The 18,340-nt window shown below is 68.4% G+C and carries 14 protein-coding genes and 1 pseudogene; 4 read left to right on the top strand and 11 right to left on the bottom strand.

Annotation, left to right across the window (positions count from 1 at the left end):
* Nucleotides 1–270: 270 nt before the first annotated feature.
* The 6 genes and pseudogenes from ACLJPY_RS46205 to ACLJPY_RS46230 form a co-directional block, all read right to left on the bottom strand.
* Nucleotides 271–1,194, bottom strand: coding sequence for a hypothetical protein (locus ACLJPY_RS46205; RefSeq protein ID WP_410597351.1), 924 nt, complete (start codon nucleotides 1,192–1,194; stop codon nucleotides 271–273).
* Nucleotides 1,195–1,537: 343 nt separating this feature from the next.
* Nucleotides 1,538–1,993, bottom strand: coding sequence for a hypothetical protein (locus ACLJPY_RS46210; protein ID WP_410597352.1), 456 nt, complete (start codon nucleotides 1,991–1,993; stop codon nucleotides 1,538–1,540).
* A 2-nt stretch (nucleotides 1,994–1,995) separates the two neighbouring features.
* On the bottom strand, nucleotides 1,996–2,844 hold the full coding sequence (locus ACLJPY_RS46215; RefSeq protein ID WP_410597353.1) for a hypothetical protein: 849 nt from the start codon (nucleotides 2,842–2,844) through the stop codon (nucleotides 1,996–1,998).
* The gene (locus ACLJPY_RS46220; protein ID WP_410597354.1) at nucleotides 2,778–3,236 is read right to left on the bottom strand and encodes a helix-turn-helix domain-containing protein; all 459 of its coding nucleotides are present in this window, start codon (nucleotides 3,234–3,236) and stop codon (nucleotides 2,778–2,780) included. Before ACLJPY_RS46220 ends, ACLJPY_RS46215 begins: the two co-directional genes overlap by 67 nt.
* Before the next feature lie 259 nt (nucleotides 3,237–3,495).
* Nucleotides 3,496–4,732 (bottom strand): annotated as a pseudogene (locus tag ACLJPY_RS46225) (IS110 family transposase).
* Between the two features lie 263 nt (nucleotides 4,733–4,995).
* Complete coding sequence (locus ACLJPY_RS46230) at nucleotides 4,996–5,853, bottom strand: hypothetical protein (RefSeq protein ID WP_410597355.1); 858 nt, start codon at nucleotides 5,851–5,853, stop codon at nucleotides 4,996–4,998.
* Between the two features lie 608 nt (nucleotides 5,854–6,461).
* On the opposite strand from ACLJPY_RS46230, the gene ACLJPY_RS46235 reads away from it, so the two are divergent.
* Nucleotides 6,462–7,574 (top strand): tryptophan dimethylallyltransferase family protein, encoded by a 1,113-nt coding sequence (locus ACLJPY_RS46235; RefSeq protein WP_410597356.1) that lies wholly within the window; start codon nucleotides 6,462–6,464, stop codon nucleotides 7,572–7,574.
* Between the two features lie 46 nt (nucleotides 7,575–7,620).
* Complete coding sequence (locus ACLJPY_RS46240) at nucleotides 7,621–8,991, top strand: tryptophanase (RefSeq protein ID WP_410597357.1); 1,371 nt, start codon at nucleotides 7,621–7,623, stop codon at nucleotides 8,989–8,991.
* 41 nt (nucleotides 8,992–9,032) lie between these two features.
* Here ACLJPY_RS46240 and ACLJPY_RS46245 read toward each other — a convergent pair whose 3' ends face one another.
* From ACLJPY_RS46245 to ACLJPY_RS46265, 5 genes are all read right to left on the bottom strand, one after another.
* Entirely contained in the window at nucleotides 9,033–9,587 is a 555-nt protein-coding gene (locus tag ACLJPY_RS46245) for a GTP-binding protein (RefSeq protein ID WP_410597358.1), read from the bottom strand.
* Nucleotides 9,588–9,603: 16 nt separating this feature from the next.
* Entirely contained in the window at nucleotides 9,604–9,975 is a 372-nt protein-coding gene (locus tag ACLJPY_RS46250) for a DUF742 domain-containing protein (protein ID WP_410597359.1), read from the bottom strand.
* Entirely contained in the window at nucleotides 9,972–10,397 is a 426-nt protein-coding gene (locus tag ACLJPY_RS46255) for a roadblock/LC7 domain-containing protein (protein ID WP_013228184.1), read from the bottom strand. The genes ACLJPY_RS46250 and ACLJPY_RS46255 overlap by 4 nt, the downstream gene beginning before the upstream one ends.
* A gap of 51 nt (nucleotides 10,398–10,448) precedes the next feature.
* A complete protein-coding gene (locus tag ACLJPY_RS46260) occupies nucleotides 10,449–12,848 on the bottom strand; it encodes a nitrate- and nitrite sensing domain-containing protein (protein ID WP_410597360.1) in 2,400 nt (799 codons plus the stop codon).
* Between the two features lie 331 nt (nucleotides 12,849–13,179).
* Nucleotides 13,180–13,758, bottom strand: a complete 579-nt coding sequence (locus ACLJPY_RS46265; protein WP_410597410.1) for a hypothetical protein — start codon at nucleotides 13,756–13,758, stop codon at nucleotides 13,180–13,182.
* Nucleotides 13,759–14,104: 346 nt separating this feature from the next.
* On the opposite strand from ACLJPY_RS46265, the gene ACLJPY_RS46270 reads away from it, so the two are divergent.
* Nucleotides 14,105–15,319 carry an Ig-like domain-containing protein gene (locus tag ACLJPY_RS46270; protein ID WP_410597361.1) on the top strand — a complete coding sequence of 405 codons (1,215 nt, stop codon included), beginning with the start codon at nucleotides 14,105–14,107 and terminating at the stop codon, nucleotides 15,317–15,319.
* A 235-nt stretch (nucleotides 15,320–15,554) separates the two neighbouring features.
* Nucleotides 15,555–18,233 carry a glycoside hydrolase family 9 protein gene (locus ACLJPY_RS46275; protein WP_410597362.1) on the top strand — a complete coding sequence of 893 codons (2,679 nt, stop codon included), beginning with the start codon at nucleotides 15,555–15,557 and terminating at the stop codon, nucleotides 18,231–18,233.
* Nucleotides 18,234–18,340: the final 107 nt, after the last annotated feature.

Below are 18,340 nucleotides of genomic sequence, written 5' to 3' on the forward strand. Positions count from 1 at the left end.
TCGGCGGCCGTGCGCGTTAGCACTGTGACCAGCAGGTTCGACCTGGTCGCATCCTCGTCGACCAGGTAGCTGCCCCCTCGCTGGGGCGTGGATGACAACTTAGACGACCAAGCGGTGTCCCGATCGATGGTGGGCGGAAGGTCCTCCAGCCAGTGCTTGAGGTTACGATCCTCGTAATCGTGCGGGTGGGCTGCTCCGATGGCGGGTTGCGTAAGGATCTGGAACGAAGACCGGGCCACGAACCGGCCGGGCCTATGCAAGGCGCTATCGTTACAGCTCTTCATCTGTCGGCTGCGGGACGATGAACTGCCGCCGGATACTCGCAAGGATGCCGACGGCGTCCAGTAACCCTATCCCGCTGCCGAACATAGCTGCGCCGAGTGGGGCAACGGCTACGCCTAACGCGAACTCGCCCACCGAAAACGCTGTCACGACCATCCACAACGTGCAGAAGCCACTCGCCACCAGCAGCGCGCCGACAAGACCATCGCGACGCTCAGCAACAACAAGTACAACCGTGGCGCCGAACCAGCACAGGCCACCGACAGCCAGCACGATGGCCTCAACTGGACGGCCGCGAACTGCCAGGTGACAGGCGATGGCCAGAACCATCGGTCCGGGCACACCGACCCGTGACCAGAACAACCTCCAGCCACGCACCTCGGCGACGCTGAAAATCGACCGTGTCGGATTCCTAGCCGTGCCCCAGAGACCCAGCAACCCGAAGGTGAGGGCACACAGTCCCAAGAACCCGGACATCACATTCTCGGTGATGTTGGACTCGGTAAAGAGCACGCTGAGCATCATCGCGCCGAATGCAACGATGGAGAGGCACACCAAAGTGGTCACCACGTTCTTGCGGGAGTGTTGCAGCGCCAGCGTGACCCACGCCGCCAACACGGGGACCGTGACGGTCGCGATCACGCTTGCCACCGACACCGGCGTTAGTGCGACGAGCGCGGACCCGCCGACACCGACGCCCGGGAGCCGCCGTAGGGCCAGTCCGATGATCGGCATGTCGGGGTGGAGAAGAAGCCTGGCGCCCAGCACGGCGGTTGTCGTGAGGATGACGGTCCATACAAGCTGTGACCGTGCCCCGGAGAGCTCGTTGACGAGCATTCCCAATGGGACACCGCACATGAACGACGCGAAGCTGCGAGGCAGAACCCACGGTGGCCCGTCGCTTGAACTCATGCGATTATCGTCCGCCACCGCGCCCGGATCGGCCAGTACCTGGGCCGAGCTTCGCTGCGGTAGCTTCCAGCGAAACCAACGCTAAGCGACTGGAGTAGCCGCGAGCGAAGAAGAGCCTGCGCTGCGGCGACGGCATACCTACGCCGCTATAATCTTGGCCCCCAGAGGACGCCGGTCAGATCAAGGCGCCCCGGGCTCGACACGTTGGCCAGCAGTCAGTAACGCGCGCCGCGACAGACATCCTCCCGCGAGGGCAACATTGAGTCGCCATCGGCCCGGCAATAAGGACTCCTCGTCTTGCCGCCGGGGCCTGCGGCTTCTCACCTGGGCCACGGCGCCCCGGTTATCCCCTCTGACCGAAGCAGTCCTCGTAGCCGGTCAGCAGCAGCCGCCAGCTGGTGTCGGTGACGTCGCCGACCCACTTGCGCCCCATCGCGGTGGGATCGATCTCCTTGGATAAGCGCAGGGACGTGCACACCATCCGCCCGAGGACCGCGACCACGCTGTCGGCCAACCCGGTGACGAACGCGAGCGTGACCCTCGGCAACTGCCTCTGGTCGGGCTCCTCGTTGACGCCGATAGCGGTGCCCTGGTGGTAGTCCACGGCGCCCGCGTAGTGCATACACATGTTGAGCGCGGCTTCTTGCTCTTTGGCTGTCAGCTCCTGGCGCTGGCGGGCGCGGTAGCGCATGCCCCACTTGCCTCCGCGCGGGAAGTTGTCGTAGCGATTGTCTCCCGCCTCATTCTCGGTCCAGGCGACCAGCGAGAGCAACTTGATCAGGCGGTAGTTGTCGTCCATGGTCACGCGTCCTCGTCGCCGTCGATGTCGGTGCCGGCAGGCAGCCGCGGGAGCTGACCGTCCCGGGCAGCTTCGAGCTGATCGCGGGTGAACACCGACCCGTTGGGCCACTTGACCTGGGTGAACTTCTCCAGCCCGTCGGCAGCGCCGGTGATGCCGTCGGCCGCGGGGGCGCTGATGTCACGCAGTAGCCGGTCCAGCAGCAGCGCCAGCGAGCCGGGCCCCGAGCCGCCGTAGCCCCAGTTGATCCCGAAGTAGTTGTGACGGGGCGCGAGGTGCAGAGTGCCGTCGGCGACCCGGACCCAGACCGGGTCCTCAAGCACGACCTCCGCCAGCGGGCTCTGGGTGAGCAGCCGCTGCGGCACGGCGGTCTGCACCGTGCCGTTCTTCATTCGGGCCGCGGGCGCGTCGGTCTCCGGGTCGATGAGGTACTCGACCGGCCGGTCGTCGCGACTCAGCGCAATCTCGAACGCCGCGGTCCGTCCGTGCGGCGCCGGCACCAGCCGGTCCACCCACTCCCCGGCTAGAGCTGACTTGCTGGGGTCGAGGCCCTCGCGCTTGCAGAACGGCAGACCCTCGCCGCCGTTCCAGGCCAGCAGCGACCGCACGACCTCGACGGCGAGGACGTCGCCGCGGGCGAGGACCTCGAGCCAGCCGGCGCGGCAGATCGACTCGGGGAGATCGTCGGTGTCGGCTGCGGGCACCTCCAGCGGCAGCGCCGCCAGCCGCACCCGGTTGAAGCGGGGTTCCTCGCGGACCAGCTTCACGTCGATCTCCGGGCCCGTCATCGCCTCGTACTGCACCAGCTCCGGGCCGAACACCCCGAACCCGGACCGACCTGCAGCACCCACGGCACCGGAGGATCCAACCGAGCCGCGCCACCGGCATCGGAACTCATGAAGTCCCCGGTCGGCCACACCACCCGCAGCAGCGCCGGGTCGTCGGCCAGGTACCAGTCCTGCACAACCGCGTCGCGCACGGTCCGGACCACGCTCAGCTCCGGCGGCTCGTCCTGGATGACCCAGTGCTTGAGCGGCATCGACGCCGCACGTGCAGGGTCGTTGCGCGTCGCCCAATGCCACAGCTCCCGCGCGTCCCACAGCCGAGCTCCATCATCAGCCTCGACCGTGGCCGGCGCGAACCGACCTCGCTTGACCAGCCGCCGCACCTTCCGTGCCGAAACACCGAGCAGCTGCGCCGCACCGTCCAGGTCCACCGCGTCCGCAGCAGGGCGAGGTCTCATCGACGCTCACCCCCATCCCGCCGAACACCTGGTGAATACAGGTCAGTGGCCGTGTGCGTGCAGGCGCACGCCTCGTAGAACCCCATAACCCTGAGCGTATCCACCACCACTGACAGTCAAAACCCTTTCGGACTGCGCCAGTCGAGCGACTTCTGAGGAACAGAGCCGCCCGCCTGCACTAATCCGAAAATCAGGGTGACCACCGCGTGTTTGTTCACCGGCCAGGGGCGGGCGGCCGGTGAGGGTGATCGTGATGCGGTCAGGCGGCCGGGTTGAGGATCACGTTGTAGCCCAGCGCCTGCAACTCGCGGACATGGTTGCGGACCCGGCGTTGAGTGTTGGTGCGGGCGTCGTAGAAGCCCGAGCCCAGGTCGGTGTAGCGGACGTTCTCATCGCGGAGCAGGTGCCAGATGATGACCAGGATGGAACGACCGACCGCGACGATGGCCCGTTTCTTGCCCCGACGGCGGGCGATCCGCCGGTAACGCTCGCCCAGGAACGTGTCGGTACGACTGGCCGACACGGCGGCCTCGCCCAACGCCCGCGCCAGATACCGGTTGCCGTGCCCGGTGCCGCTGCCACCCTTCTTGCGTCCGGCTGATTCGCTGATACCGGGTGCGAACCGGGCCCAGGAACACAGGTGCGCCGGGGTCGGGAACCGAGTCATGTCCACACCGATCTCGGCGATGATCGCCTGCGCAGCGGTCAGACCCAGGCCGGTGATCTCATCCAGCCGGGTCACCGCTGAGGCGAAAGGGGCGATCGACTCATCGATACGGGCCTGCACCGTGGCGATGTCGGCGGTGATCGCATCGACCCGGGACAGCATCCGGGCCAGCAGGAACGCGTGATGATCGGTGAACCGACCCCGTCAACGCCTCACGAAGCCGGACGGTCTTGGACCGCATCGAGCCCCGGGCCAGCTCAGCCAGGGCCGCCGGATCGCGCTGCCCGTTGATCAACGCGGCCATCATCGCCCGGCCGGACACCCCGAAAATGTCGCTGACCACCACCGACAGCTTGATCAGGGCGTCCTCCAACAGCTTCTCCACCCGCTGCTTCTCCGCGGTCCGCGCCACCACCAGATCGACCCGGTAGCGGGTCAGGTCACGCAGCTCACGCACCGGTGGCGGCGGGACGAAACTCGGCCGCAGCATCTGGCGTTCGGCGACCTTGCACAACCACACCGCGTCCAGCCGATCGGTCTTGGGGCGCCCCGGCAGGTGCTTGACGTCCTTGGCGTTGACCAGCCAGGTCTGGAACCGGTCCTCCAACAGGTAGAACGGCGCCCGCCAGTAGTCGCTGGTCGCCTCCATCACCACGCGGGTGACTCGCTGTCCGGCCAGCCAGTCCCCCAACGCCAACAGCGAATCGGTCATGGTGCTGACCGTGCGGACCTCCTGCACCCGCCGCCGACCAGCACCCGGCACCCGCACACAGCAGACCACCTCGGCCTTACCGATATCCAACGCGGCGATCCGTTCGATGATCTCCACGTCGTCCTGCTCCACCCGCATCCCTCTCACCTCCACAGCGGCGACCATCAACCAGGCGATCGCCCGTGGCAGCCACAGGGAACGGCGAATCTAATCCTCGTGGTCGAAGCAACAGTGAACGGCCCACTACGCAGCTGCCAGCGCCCGACTAACCCACGGCCTCAACGAACCAAGCAGACACGACGTCAACGGGCGACCGCACCACGATTTTCAGCCCTGAAGGGCGCTCCCCGACAGGGGAGACCAACGACTAACCCCAGCTGCTACGTCGAGATACGGCGCTCGGCCCGCACCAGCTTCACCAAAGTTCGCGATCGCTCTGCTCCTACGCCCAGCGCCTTCCGGAGACTCTCCGCGGAGACCGGACGCTGATACAACTCACGATGCCGCCGATCCTCACACCGCGCCCGCTCCAGCAACTCGGTGTCGACGTACACACCGTCTGACTGCTCGGTCGAAGTGCTGTCCGAGCCAGCGGTCTGCGTCTGGGCCACACCGACTGGACGCCCTGTAGCGGATACGGCGGCCAACGCCTGCAACAGGACCGGCCTGACCTCCGACCAGCCGATCAGCAACAACGGACCCACCGCATCGAACAACGCCTTCCCCACCTCACCAGCGATCAACGGCTCAGCCACGTTCAACGCCAACGTCACCACACTCGAGGCCAACAGCAGCCGCCGAGCCGGCCGGATCACCTCAACAGGAGCACCCCGCAACGACAGGGACCGAATGGCGATCAGCAGACCGACCACCGACAGATCCACCGCAGGCGCCACCAGCGGAGCCACCCAAACCGGCACCCCCAACCGGAGGGCCAACATGAACACGTTCCCGAAACCGAACAGAAAGGTCAGACCCACGATGATCCCCACGATCAGCGTCACCACCGACAGCACCGGATCGCGCCCCTCGCTCGGGCTCAACACAACAACCACCTCGCCGCGGCGTTCACACCACGGACCACGAACGACCTGCGCGAACAGCGCGGCAGAATCCGGCACGGACGTGCCCGAGAAGTGCCCGAGAGGTCTCGCACCCGTCGACAGAACGCGGTGTAGTCCGACACAAGTGATGGCCGTTGACCAGCCGAAAAGGTCTTGTCCGACATCATTCGGCATCACCCGACACCCCAAAACGCGTTCTCTTAACCAGCGGGTTCGGGGTTCGAGTCCCTGATGGCGCACCCCACCGAATCGAAGCCCATCGGCAAGCATCCTTGATCACGAGGATCTCGCCGGTGGGCTTCGGTCATGAGCGAGGTCGAACGAGACCGCACTTGTCCGGCCGTTGTCTTGGTCTTCTCGCCGCGGACACGGCTTCGAGTCCGCAGTGAACACCACGCCGGACTGGACCCCGACCGGCTACTCAACGTGCCGAGCCGTTCTGCGCCGCACCCGCGGACGCTCACCAGTCGCTCGCCGGTGCGCCGTCCACACCTCGGTCCAGACCACCCGCACGGGCTCGTCGACAGGTCCGATCGGACGCAGGGCCCTGGCCACACAAAGCCAACAGGACCGCCGGTCCGATAGCTGCGCTTTCCCCTGCTGTCCAGGCGGTGTTCAGGTGAACTTGACGGGCGATGAGTACACTCAGAGACAGTATCTCCGGAGCGCTATCGCCCCGATAGGGGTAGCGCCCTCAGAATTTTCGGATTAATCTGATCAACAGCCCGTAATATCGCGCCTCCGATGGAGGCGGCCGGAAGGGCTATAGCACGAACGAAACGGTGAACGACAGAACCATGGTCGGAGCAAGTGTGTCGATGGCCACTTTGTCACTCTACGAACACACCGGCGGGCAACTCGACAGACTGTGCGAGGCTATCGGTTTCGACAGTAACGATCCGCGGCCACGCAAACTGCTTCGCCAGTTACTCGGCCCCGGTGGCGCGCGCAGTCTCGCCGATCCGCCACTGTCCCCGTCGAATGTGGCCGACGACACAACCCCGATCGAATTCTCGATCGCCTTCGACACGACCGGCGAATGCGCGATCCGCGTGCTCGGCGAGAGCATCGGGACGCCGACTCCGCGGGACTTCATCGACGCGGTCGCCGACGAGTACGACCTCGACACCACCCGGCTGGACACCCTGGGCGACCTCTTCCTCCCACCGGGAGAGCGTCAAGGACCCTTCACGCTGTGGCACTCGCTGATCTTCCGCGCCGGCCGCGACCCGAAGATCAAGCTCTACCTCAACCCGCAGATCAGCGGACCGGACCGGGCCGCCTCCCTGGTCAGCGAGGGATTCCGCCGGCTGCGCATCCCGGGTGCGTTCGCGCCGGTGAACGAGCACGCCCTCCGCCGGCCCGAGCAGGACAGCTTCGCGTTCTTCGCGCTCGACCTCGACCGAGGCCCGCTGTCACGCGTGAAGGTGTACGTGGCGCACGAGGCCGCGGAGTGCTCCGACGTCGAACGCGCCGCCGAACTCGTGCCGGGCATCGACCCGCTGCAGATCCGCGAATTCTGCGCGTTCCTCGGCGGCGGAAAAGGTCCCTTCCGGGATCGGCCGCTGATCTCGAGCTACTCCTTCGTCGAAGGCGACCGGGATCATCCGAGCAATTACAGCCTTTATTTCCCCATTCGCAGCTACGTCCCCGACGACGGTGTCGCGCGGGCGCGGGTGCACGCCATTCTGGCTCAATACGACTTCGACGGCGCAAAGCTCGACGAAGCGATCGCCGCCATTTCCGGCCGCACACTGCGGGACGGCGTCGGCCTGATTTCACACGTTTCACTGCGCTTGGGGCAGTTCGGCTCGGGAATCACGGTGTACCTGTCTTCGGAGGCCTACCGGGTCATGCCCGCCCGCCGCCGTCCGGTGCTCGGCATTCCGCACTGACACCCGCGTACCCCTTTCCGGCCGACGAAAGCAGAGGAAAACAGCCATGCCGAATTTCCCGCCGTACCGAGCGCAGGTCGTCGCCGAGATCCCGATCACCACGCGACCGCAACGCGAGCGGGCGCTCGCCGCCGCGGGCTACAACGCCTTCAACCTGCCCGCGAACGTGGTCACCATCGACCTGCTCACCGACTCCGGCACCGGTGCGGTGTCCACCGCCCAGGAAGCGGCCGCGGTCGCGGCGGACCGCTCCTACGCCGGTTCCGACTCGTTCTTCCGCTTCCGGAGCGCCCTTTCCGAGCTGACGCACTACCCGCACATCCTGCCCGTGCACCAGGGCCGGGCCGCTGAACGTGTGCTGTTTTCCAGCGTGCTCTCCCCCGGCGAGCTGTCGCTGAGCAACACCCATTTCGACACCACGCGAGCGAACGTCGAACTGCTCGGCGCCGAGGCGCGGGACCTGCCCTGCGCCGAGTTCGACGACCTGGACAGCCGCGAACCGTTCAAGGGCAACATCGACCTGGCCGCCGTGGAGCAATTGCTGACCGGTCCGGAAGCGGACCGCGTCGGCATGGTGCTGATCACCATCACCAACAACGGCGGCGGCGGGCAACCGGTGTCGATGGCCAATCTCGCCGCGGCCAGCCGGCTGTGCCGGAAGCACGGGGTGCCCATCTTCCTCGACGCCGCCCGGTTCGCCGAAAACGCCTGGCTCGTCATCCAGCGGGAAAGCGGTTACCGGGACAAGACCCCCCGCGAGGTCGCCGAGGAGGCGTTCGGGCTCGTCGACGGCTGCGTCGCCAGCCTGAAGAAGGACGGCATTTCCCCGATGGGAGCGTTCATCGGGCTGAGGGACGCCGAACTCGCGCAGCGGTGCGAGACGAACCTGATCGCCACCGAAGGGTTCCGCACCTACGGCGGCCTCGGCGCGCACGACCTCGACCGCGTCGCCCGGGGCCTGCAGGAAGTCCTCGACCCGAACTACCTCGGCGCCCGGGCCGCCGAGGCCGAGCGCCTGGCCCAGCAGGCCAACGACGCCGGGGTCGACATCGTGCAGCCGCCGGGCATCCACGCGCTCTACCTCAACGCCGGCCGGCTGCTGCCGCACCTGCCGGCCGGCCGGTTCCCCGGGCACGCGCTGGCCTGCGAGCTCTACCTGGCGGGCGGGATCCGCTGCGTCGAACTCGGCTCGCTCTACCTCGGGACGCTCGACGAGCACAACGAGCTCGTGACGCCCGCGCCGTTCGAGCTGGTCCGGATGGCGTTGCCCCGCCGCGTCTACACGCAGGGTCACTACGACTACGTGGCGGAGGTGCTCGCCGAGATCGCGAAGGACCCGGGACGCGTGCCCGGCTACCGGATCGTCGACGCACCCGCGACGCTGCGGCACTTCAACCTCCGGATGGCACCGGCCTGAACCCGGCGTGTCCCGTCGCACAGGACACGCCGGACTCCGGGTCAGACCCGCGCCGGCACCACCGTCATCGCGTGCTTGACGAGCCGGATCAGCGCCAGCTTGGCCGAGTCCCGGTCGCGTGCGTCGCACATGACGATCGGCACGCGGTCCGGGACCACCAGCGCTTCCCGGATCTCGTCGGCGGTGTAGCGCGGGGCGTTGTCGAAGCAGTTCACCGCGACGATGAACGGGATCTTCCGGCGTTCGAAGAAGTCGATCGCGGCGAAGCTGGTCTCCAGCCGCCGGGTGTCGACCAGCACGACCGTCCCGATCGCGCCGCGGGCCAAGTCGTCCCACATGAACCAGAACCGCGCCTGGCCCGGCGTCCCGAACAGGTAGAGCACGTGCCGCGGCGAGATGGTGATCCGGCCGAAGTCCAGCGCGACCGTCGTGGTCGTCTTCCGTTCCACGCCGGACAGGTCGTCGACACCGGCGCTCGCCTCGGTGAGCACCTCTTCGGTGGTCAGCGGCGGGATCTCGCTGACCGAGCCGACCATCGTGGTCTTCCCGGCGCCGAAACCGCCCGCGACGATGATCTTGACCGGCGTGGGGACCATGTCCGCCCCCGTGCCGTCAGTACTTGATGAGGCCATCGAGAACCGCCTGGAGTGTTTCGAGGTCCGGCGACTGCGCCGGGTTGTGGGCAGGGGAGCGCGTGATGACGAGGCCGCGTTCGATGAGGTCGCCGACGAGCACCCGCACGACCCCCAGCGGGATCTTGACGTACACGGCGATCTCGGCGATCGACACCGGGTGGCGGCACAGCTGCACGATCGCCACGTGCTCCGGGCCGAGCCCGGCCGGCTCCTGCTCCGACCGCAGCGTCATCACCTGCGTGGACAGGTCCAGCCGCGCGGTGCCGGCCGGCGTCCGGCCGCTGGTGATCGTGTAGGGCCGGACCAGCGGCCCGGCGGCCTCGTCGTACCAGCCGTCCTCGGAACTCATGTGGCCTCCCGCAGCACCGACGCCGCTTCACGCGGCGCGGACGCCATGTAGTCACCGACGCGCTTGACGAGCCGGCTCATCTCGTAGGCGATCATTTCCACGTCGACGTTGTCCGCGGCCAGCACGGCGAGGCACGCACCCTGGCCCGCCGCGGAGACGAACAGGTAACCGCGCTCCATCTCGATCATGTTCTGCAGCACCGGACCGCGGTTGAACTGCTTGCTCACCCCCTTGGCGAGGCTCTGCAAGCTGGAGGCGATGGCCGAAAGCTGGTCCGAGTCGTCCTTGCTCATCCCGGCCGACTTGCCGATGAGCAGCCCGTCGGCGGACAGCACGATGGCGTTCTGCGCGCCGACCACGCGGTTGACCATGTCGTCGAGCAGCCAGTTGAGATCGGGTTTGGGGCTCCCGTACTCGTTCATTCGACTTCAGACCCTGACTTCCTGTGTGGACTTCCGTTGTGTGGCCGGGGATTACGAGTCGTCGTCCGGCCCGCCGCGCCCGCGGCGGGTGCCCTTGTGGAACGCGGCGAGCGTGCGCGCGGTGCCTTCGCCCGGCGCCACGACGTCGTCGGCGCTGTCGTCGGGTTCGTTCTCGAGCTGGGCGACGAGGTTCTGCTGGGGTTCGCGCCGGGGCAGCCGGGGCCGGTCGTCGGTCGGCCGCACCTCCGTGGCCGGGGTGACGACCGCCGGCTCCGGCGCGGCGGCCGGCACGTTGGGCAGGGCGTCGGGCGGGGTGAGGGCGCGTGCCGGGTACGGCCTCGGTTTGGCGTCTCGCCGCATCGGGATCTGGCCGCTGAAGGAGTTCTGGGTGTCCATCGCGCGGAGCGGGCTTTCTGCTGCGAGCGGCGCGGGAGCGCCCACCGGCGCGAGGATCGCGGTGTCCTCCGCCGGCGTGGACCCGGTGCCGACGTGGTCGGCGTCCTCGCCGGCCAGGTGCTGGGTCGGGATGAGCACGGTGGCGCGCAGGCCGCCGTAGCGGGACGGGTCGAACGTGACGGTGATGCCGAGCCGGGCGGCCAGGCGCGCGACCACGAAGAGGCCGAGGCTGGAGTCGGCCCGCAGCGCCATCGCGTCGAACTCGGGCGCTTCGGCCATCATCGCGTTCGCCCAGTCGCGGACGGCGTCCTTCATGCCGAGCCCCTGGTCGGACACGTCGACGACGACACCGCGCGCGACCATCCGGCTGGTCACCTCGACCGGCGAGCCGGGCGGGGAGAACGACGTCGCGTTGTCGACGAGCTCGGCGACCAGGTGGATCGTGTCGGCCACCGCGGCGCCCTTGATCGCGACGTCGGGCACCTGCTCGACCTGGACCCGCGCGTACTGCTCGGTTTCCGAGACGGCCGCGCGCAGGACCTCCATCAGCGGCACCGGCTTGCGCCAGCGGCGGCCGGGCTGCTTGCCGCCGAGGATGATCAGGTTCTCGGTGGTGCGGCGGGCGCGGGCGGCGAGGTGGTCGAGCTGGAACAGCGACGCCAGCTGCGTCGAGTCGTCCTCGCGCGCTTCCATCTCGTCGAGGATCTGCAGCTGCTGGTGGACCAGAACCTGGTTGCGGTGGGCGATGCCGAGGAACACGTTGTGCACACCGCTGCGGGCCTTGGCCTCGCTGGCCGCCGCGTTGACCGCGGTCAGCTGGGCGACGTTGAACGCCTCGGCCACCTGCCCGATCTCGTCGCGGCCGTGGTCCAGCTGCGGCAGCTCTTCCTTCAGGTCGACGGGTTCGCCGTTCTTCAGCCGGTCCACGATGCCGGGCAGCCGGTTGCGGGCGAGGTCGAGGGAGTCGTTGCGCAGCCGCGCCAGCCGCGTCATCAGCGCGCGGTCGACGAGCGAGCGGGACACCCGCACCGCCACGATGATCGCCGCCAGCGACGCCAGCAGGGCCACGATGCTGCCGATGATCACGTTGCGCAGCTGGGCGTCACCGGAGTCGATCGCGGCGGCCGAAACCTTGTCCGCCTGCGTGATCGTCAAGTCGGTCAGGCCGGTGGAGACCTGGCTGGTCGCGCTGGCCCAGTCCGCCGCGTCGACCGGTACGGAGTTCTGCTCGCCGCTCGACCACGGGCCGTGCTTGACCAGCGCGTCCTCCTGGTTCAGCAGCTGACGCCAAGCGGCGCTGTTGACCAGCTTCTGGTAGCGGTCCCGGACGTCGGGCTCGAGGAACGGCGCGATCTGGGTCAGCTGCGTCTTGTAGAAGCCGGACAGCTGGGTGAACTGGACGAAGTCGTCGGGTGCGAAGGTCCCGGCCGCGAACGCGGTCGACACCAGCGACGTTTCCCGGGACATCATGTCGCCGGCGCGGAACACCGACGTCGCCGAGATGGCGCCCGGCACCGCGGAGGCGTCCGGCACGATCCGGGCCTGGGTGTCGAACAGGTTCGACGCCGTGTCGAACACACCGTTGTAGTAGCGGTTGACCTGGCCGCGGTCGATGCTGCGGAAGCTGACCTGCGAGCGCAGTACCGGCAACTGGTCGAACTGGGACTTGAGCGCGTTGACCTTGCTCGCGATCTCGTCGGGCGCGTTGGAGATCGTCGAGGCGAACGCCTCCTTCAGCGCACCGAGCTTCTCATCGGTGGCCTTCTGCTGGTCCTGCAGCCGCGACGGGCCGAGCGCCGGGTTGTCCAGGTACTGCAGGGCCAGCTGCCGCTCCTGCTGGAGCGACGCCAGCGCGGTGACCGCGGGGATCGACACCTCGCGCACGGACGCGGCGACCAGCCGCACGTACACGCCGTTGAGGAGGAAGTACGAAGCGACGGCGGTCCACAGCACCAGCAGCGTCACGCTGGGAATCAGAACGGTCCTGGTCAGCCGGTTGCGGATTGACTTGTCGTATGGTTTGTCCGACTCGTCCGGGGTGTCTTTGCTCTGCACGGCGGTTCACAAGCTCCTGAGTCACAGTCGGCGAAGAGTCGGGACACGGCCGAGGAACGACACAACGGGTGAGGCACAACAGTTGCTCGTCTCGCCCCTCGTGGTTGCCACGGATCACATCAGGGTCCGTTTTTTACCATGGACGACCAGGTGGGGGTGAGATCAGGATCCCGTCGGCCCGCTGGGCAAAGGGCGCGAATTACCCTTCGTAATGGGTCGACTACGCGCGTTTGTGGTGGTACCGGGCTTCGCGCCACGACAGCGATATAGCCGTTTGGGCTGAATGGGTGAAACTCAAACTGCCGTACAGCGCATCGCACGAGCGCGAGGACTATTGTTCGGCCGCCCGCAGCCTGAATCTGCTCGGTCGCGACCCCGAGGTGAGAAGCACATAACCCGCGCCTGCGCCGAGCAGTGCCACTCGCACGAGCAGCTGCAGCCGCGTGAAGACGCCCTCCAGCTCGCCCACCATGCCCGCCACGAGCACGGCCAGCCAGGTGGCCAGCACCACGGCCAGTCCGATGACGGCGATCCGGCGCCAGCCCGGCGGCCACCACAGCACCAGGCTGGCCGCGCCGACCACGAAAACGGCGTTCTGCAGCAGCGGGAGCACGGCGTTGCCGGGGAGGACGGCGTCGGCGAGCACGAGCGCGCCGAACGCGCTCACGGACATCGCGCCGAGCCACGACTGCCACTGCACGGGGGCGATCCGGCGCAGCGGCGGCCCGGCCAGCAGGAAGGCGGCTCCCGAGACCGCGCGCATGATCCGGAACACCGGCGGGCCGGCCAGCAGCGCGTCCACCGGGTCCGCCACCGGGGACACACCCGTCGGCACGACGAACTCGAGCAGCCAGCCCGAGTAGGTGATCAGACCGGCGCCGACCAGGAGGATCGTCACGATCCGAGCCATGCGCACAGCAGCAGCCTAATACAGCGGCCGCACTTGATCATGCCGGCAGAAGCTCGTGGCGGAGCCGGGCTCACCGGTGGAACCACCAGCGGGTTGTGACGCTGCGCAGCGAATGTCACACCCAGCGCAACCCGCCGCCACCGGCACCCCCGATCCGGCCGGACGACGTCCTCCGGTAGGGTTGGCCTCCACATCGGTCTGGGGATTTCGGCATGGGGCTCCGGCAGTCCACTGTGGTCGTCCGGGAACGCCGTCACGGCAACGGTTCCCGGGTTCGACCGGGTGCTGCGGGAGATCGGATCGTTACACAACTTCGGGCCACCTGGGACGTCTGAGGAGCGTGAGAGTGATCCGTACAGCCGGGCTCGGGTTGGTCGTCTTGGTGCTGGCCGCGTGCAGCGGGCCGTCCGAAACGGCGGGGACCGCGCAAGCCGCCGGGGTGGCCGGTGCCACCGGGACGACCAGTGTGCCCGGCGTGCCCGCCGCGACCGTGGCCTTCGTGCCCGGTGCGCAGGAGCAGCTGAGCCCGAAGGACCCGATCGTCGTCAAGGCGTCGGGTGGCACCCTGCAGGCCGTCGCGGTCACCAACCCGCAGACCGGCAACGGCGTCAAGGGCGAGCTTTCGGCGGACAAGACCACCTGGACCAGCAGCGACCACCTCCGGTACGGCGCCACCTACCAGGTCGTCGCCACCGCGGTGAACCAGGCCGGCGCGGCCTCCGAGCAGCGCGGCGAGGTCCACACGATCAAGCCGGCCGGGGTCGCCACTCCCGCGCTCTTCCAGCCCGCCTCGGGTGACTTCGGGGTCGGGCTGGTCCTCGGGCTGAAGTTCGACCACGACATCGCCGACAAGGCCACCGTGGAGAAGTCGCTCAAGGTGACGTCCTCGCCCGCCCAGGACGGCGGCTGGTACTGGGTCGGCAAGCGCGAAGTGCACTACCGGCCCAAGGACTACTGGAAGGCCGGCTCGACCGTGAAGCTCGAGACGACGACCTTCGGCACGCCGATCGGGGGTGGCGTGTACGGCGGCCAGGACGTCTCCGCCACCTACAAGGTGCACGACTCCTGGATCGCCAAGGCGGACGGCCGGACCCACCAGATCAAGGCGTTCCACAACGGACAGCTGGTGAAGACCGCGCCGATCAGCATGGGCAAGACCGCCGACACCCCGCCGCGCGGCCCGACGCCGACCTTCAACGGCACGCACACCGTGCTGGGGAAGGAAGAGCACAAGATCATGGACTCCTGCACCTACGGCGTCTGCGAGGGCGACCCGGGCTACTACAGCGCGCCGGAGAACTGGAACGTCCGCATCTCCGCCGACGGCGAATACCTGCACGAGAACCTGAAGACGGTCGGCGTGCAGGGCAGCGACAACGTCTCCAACGGCTGCCTCAACATGAACACCGAGAACGCCAAGTGGTTCTTCGACAACTTCAACGTCGGCGACGTCGTCGAGGTCACCAACTCCGGCGGCCCGCAGCTGGCCATCAACAACGGCCACGGCGACTGGGCCATCAGCTGGAGCGCCTGGCAGGCCGGGAGCGCCCTGCGCGGCTGAGCCCGCCCCGATCCCGAGGACGCCTTCGATGCTTGCACCGGAGGCGTCCTTTTTCGTGCGTCGGCCGCTACTGAGAGCGCTCCCAGCAACAACGCCCCCCACCGGCCCGCGCGTTACGCCGGACAGCCGCGTCGGATACCGCCGAACCGCTCACCCGCGACGCCAATCCTTTACACGGCCGACCCGGCTTCTTACTCTTCCACTCTGGAAGCGCTCCCAGAACCGAGGAGGCGGAGTGCGCACTTCAGCGTTGAAGGCGTTGTCCCAGGCGGTCGTCGCGGTGCTCGTGCTCGGCTTGAGCCTGGTGGTTCCGGGAGCGCCCGCGGGCGCCGCGGGGAAGTTCGACTACGGTGAGGCGCTGCAGAAGGCCGTCTGGTTCTACGACGCCCAGCGCTCCGGGGCGCTGCCCGCCGGCAACCGGGTCTCCTGGCGCGGCCCGTCCGCCCTCGACGACGGCAAGGACGTCGGGCTCGACCTCACCGGCGGGTTCTACGACGCCGGTGACCACGTCAAGTTCGGGCTGCCGTTCGAGTCCAGCATGACCATGCTCGCCTGGGGCGCGCTGGAGAACCGGGCCGCGTACCAGAGCTCCGGCCAGTGGGCGTCGCTGCTGTCGAACCTGCGCTGGGGCGACGACTGGCTGATCAAGGCGCACCCGCAGCCCGACGTGCTCTACGGCCAGGTCGGCAAGGGCGACGACGACCACAAGTGGTGGGGCCCCGCCGAGACGATGACCATGGCGCGGCCCGCGTACCGCATGGACGACTCCTGCCCCGGCTCGGACCTCGCCGGCGAAGCCGCCGCGCAGATGGCCGCGAGCTCGATGGTGTTCCAGGGCAGCGACGCCACCTACGCGGCGACCCTGCTCACCCACGCCAAGCAGCTGTACTCGTTCGCCGACAACCACCGCGGCGTCTACTCCAACTGCATCACCGACGCCCAGAACTTCTACAAGTCCTGGAGCGGCTACCAGGACGAGCTCGTGTGGGGCGCGATCTGGCTCTACAAGGCCACCGGCGACAGCAGCTACCTGACGAAGGCGCGCGCCGAGTACGAGAAGCTGTCCACCGAACCGCAGACCACCACCCGCTCCTACCGCTGGACGCTGGCCTGGGACGACAAGTCCTACGGCGCCTACGTCCTGCTCGCCCAGCTCACCGGCGACCCCGAGTACGTCGCCGACGCCAACCGCTGGCTGGACTGGTGGACCACCGGCGTCAACGGCCAGCACGTGCCCTACTCCCCCGGCGGTCAGGCCGTGCTCGACCAGTGGGGCTCGCTGCGGTACGCGGCGAACACCGCCTTCGTGGCCCTCACCTACTCGGATTGGCTGCGCAGCGGCGATCCCACCCGCGCCACCACCTACCACGACTTCGGCGTGCGGCAGATCGACTACGCCCTCGGCGACAACCCGCGCGGCGCGAGCTTCGAGGTCGGGTTCGGCGTCAACCCGCCGCGCAACCCGCACCACCGCACCGCGCACGGGTCCTGGGCCGACAACATCAACGAGCCGGCGCAGAGCCGGCACATCCTCTACGGCGCGCTCGTCGGCGGCCCCAGCTCGCCCAACGACGCCTACACCGACGACCGCACCAACTACACGATGAACGAGGTGGCCCTCGACTACAACGCCGGTTTCACCAGCGCGCTGGCCCGCCTCTACGGCGAGTACGGCGGCGCCCCGCTGGCCGCCTTCCCGCCCAAGGAAACCCCGGACGGCCCGGAAATCCTGGCCCAAGGCGCGCTCAACCAGCCCGACGGCGGCACGTTCACCGAGGTCAAGGCGTACGTCCTCAACAAGTCGGCGTGGCCGGCCCGGACGTTCACCGGCTCGCTGCGGTACTACTTCACGCTCGACGGCGGCACGACGCCGAGCCAGATCTCGGTCACGTCGGCGTACAACCAGTGCGACGCGCCGACCGTGCACCAGTTCTCCGGCGCGGTGTACTACGTCGACGTCCCGTGCTCCGGCGGCGTCGCACCCGGCGGGCAGTCCCGCTACCGCAAGGAGGTGCAGTTCCGGATCAGCAGCACCGGCACCTGGGACCCCGCCAACGACTGGTCGCACACCGGTCTCGCCCCCAGCGGGAGCGCGCCGGCCAACGACCCGCAGCTGGTGCTCGCCCTGGGTGGCGCGGTGCTGTGGGGCAGCGAACCGGAACCGTCCACAGCGGACACGACCCCGCCGTCGGCGCCCACCGGGGTCACCGCGACCGCCGGCAGCACGAGCGTCGGTCTCACCTGGACCGCCGCCACCGACGACGTCGGCGTCGCCGGGTACGACGTGCTGAACTCCGCCGGGACGGTGGTCGGCAGCAGCACGGCGACCAGCTACCAGGTCACCGGCCTCACGCCGGGCACGGCGTACACGTTCTCGGTGCGCGCGCGGGACGCCGCCGGCAACCGGTCCCCGGCCAGCAGCCCGGTTTCGGTCACCACCACGACCAGCGGCGGCAACCCGGGCACCGGCTCGCTGGCGGTCCAGCAACGCGGCGGCAGTGACGCGGCAGGCAGCCAGATCCGCACCAGCCTGCAGGTCGTCAACCGGGGCAGCACGTCCCTCGCCCTGACCGGCGTCACCGCCCGCTACTGGTTCACCGGAGACGCCACCAACCCGAGTTACCAGATCTGGTGCGACTACGCGGTTGCGGGCTGCGCGAACGTCACCTTGCGCGTGGTGAAGCTCAGCACCCCGCGCCCGGGAGCCGACGCGTACGTCGAACTCGGCTTCACCGGCGGCACCCTGGCGGCGGGTGGGAGCACCGGAGAAGTGCAGGTGCGCGTGGCCAAGGCCGACTGGTCGGCGTTCAACCAGGCGGACGACTACAGCTACCGCACGGCGGCGGCGTTCACGGACCTCGCCACCGCCACCGCCTACCAGTCGGGAACGCTCAGCTGGGGCACCGAGCCCTGATCGCCGGCCTCCGTCCACCGGCCTTTGTGGACGGAGGCTCGCTGTTCGGGTCAGAGGTTGTCGACGCTCCCTTGTCAGGATCGCCCTGACGGTCTACCTTGATGTCA

The organism is Amycolatopsis sp. lyj-23 (assembly GCF_046549135.1).
Taxonomy (GTDB): Bacteria; Actinomycetota; Actinomycetes; order Mycobacteriales; family Pseudonocardiaceae; genus Amycolatopsis.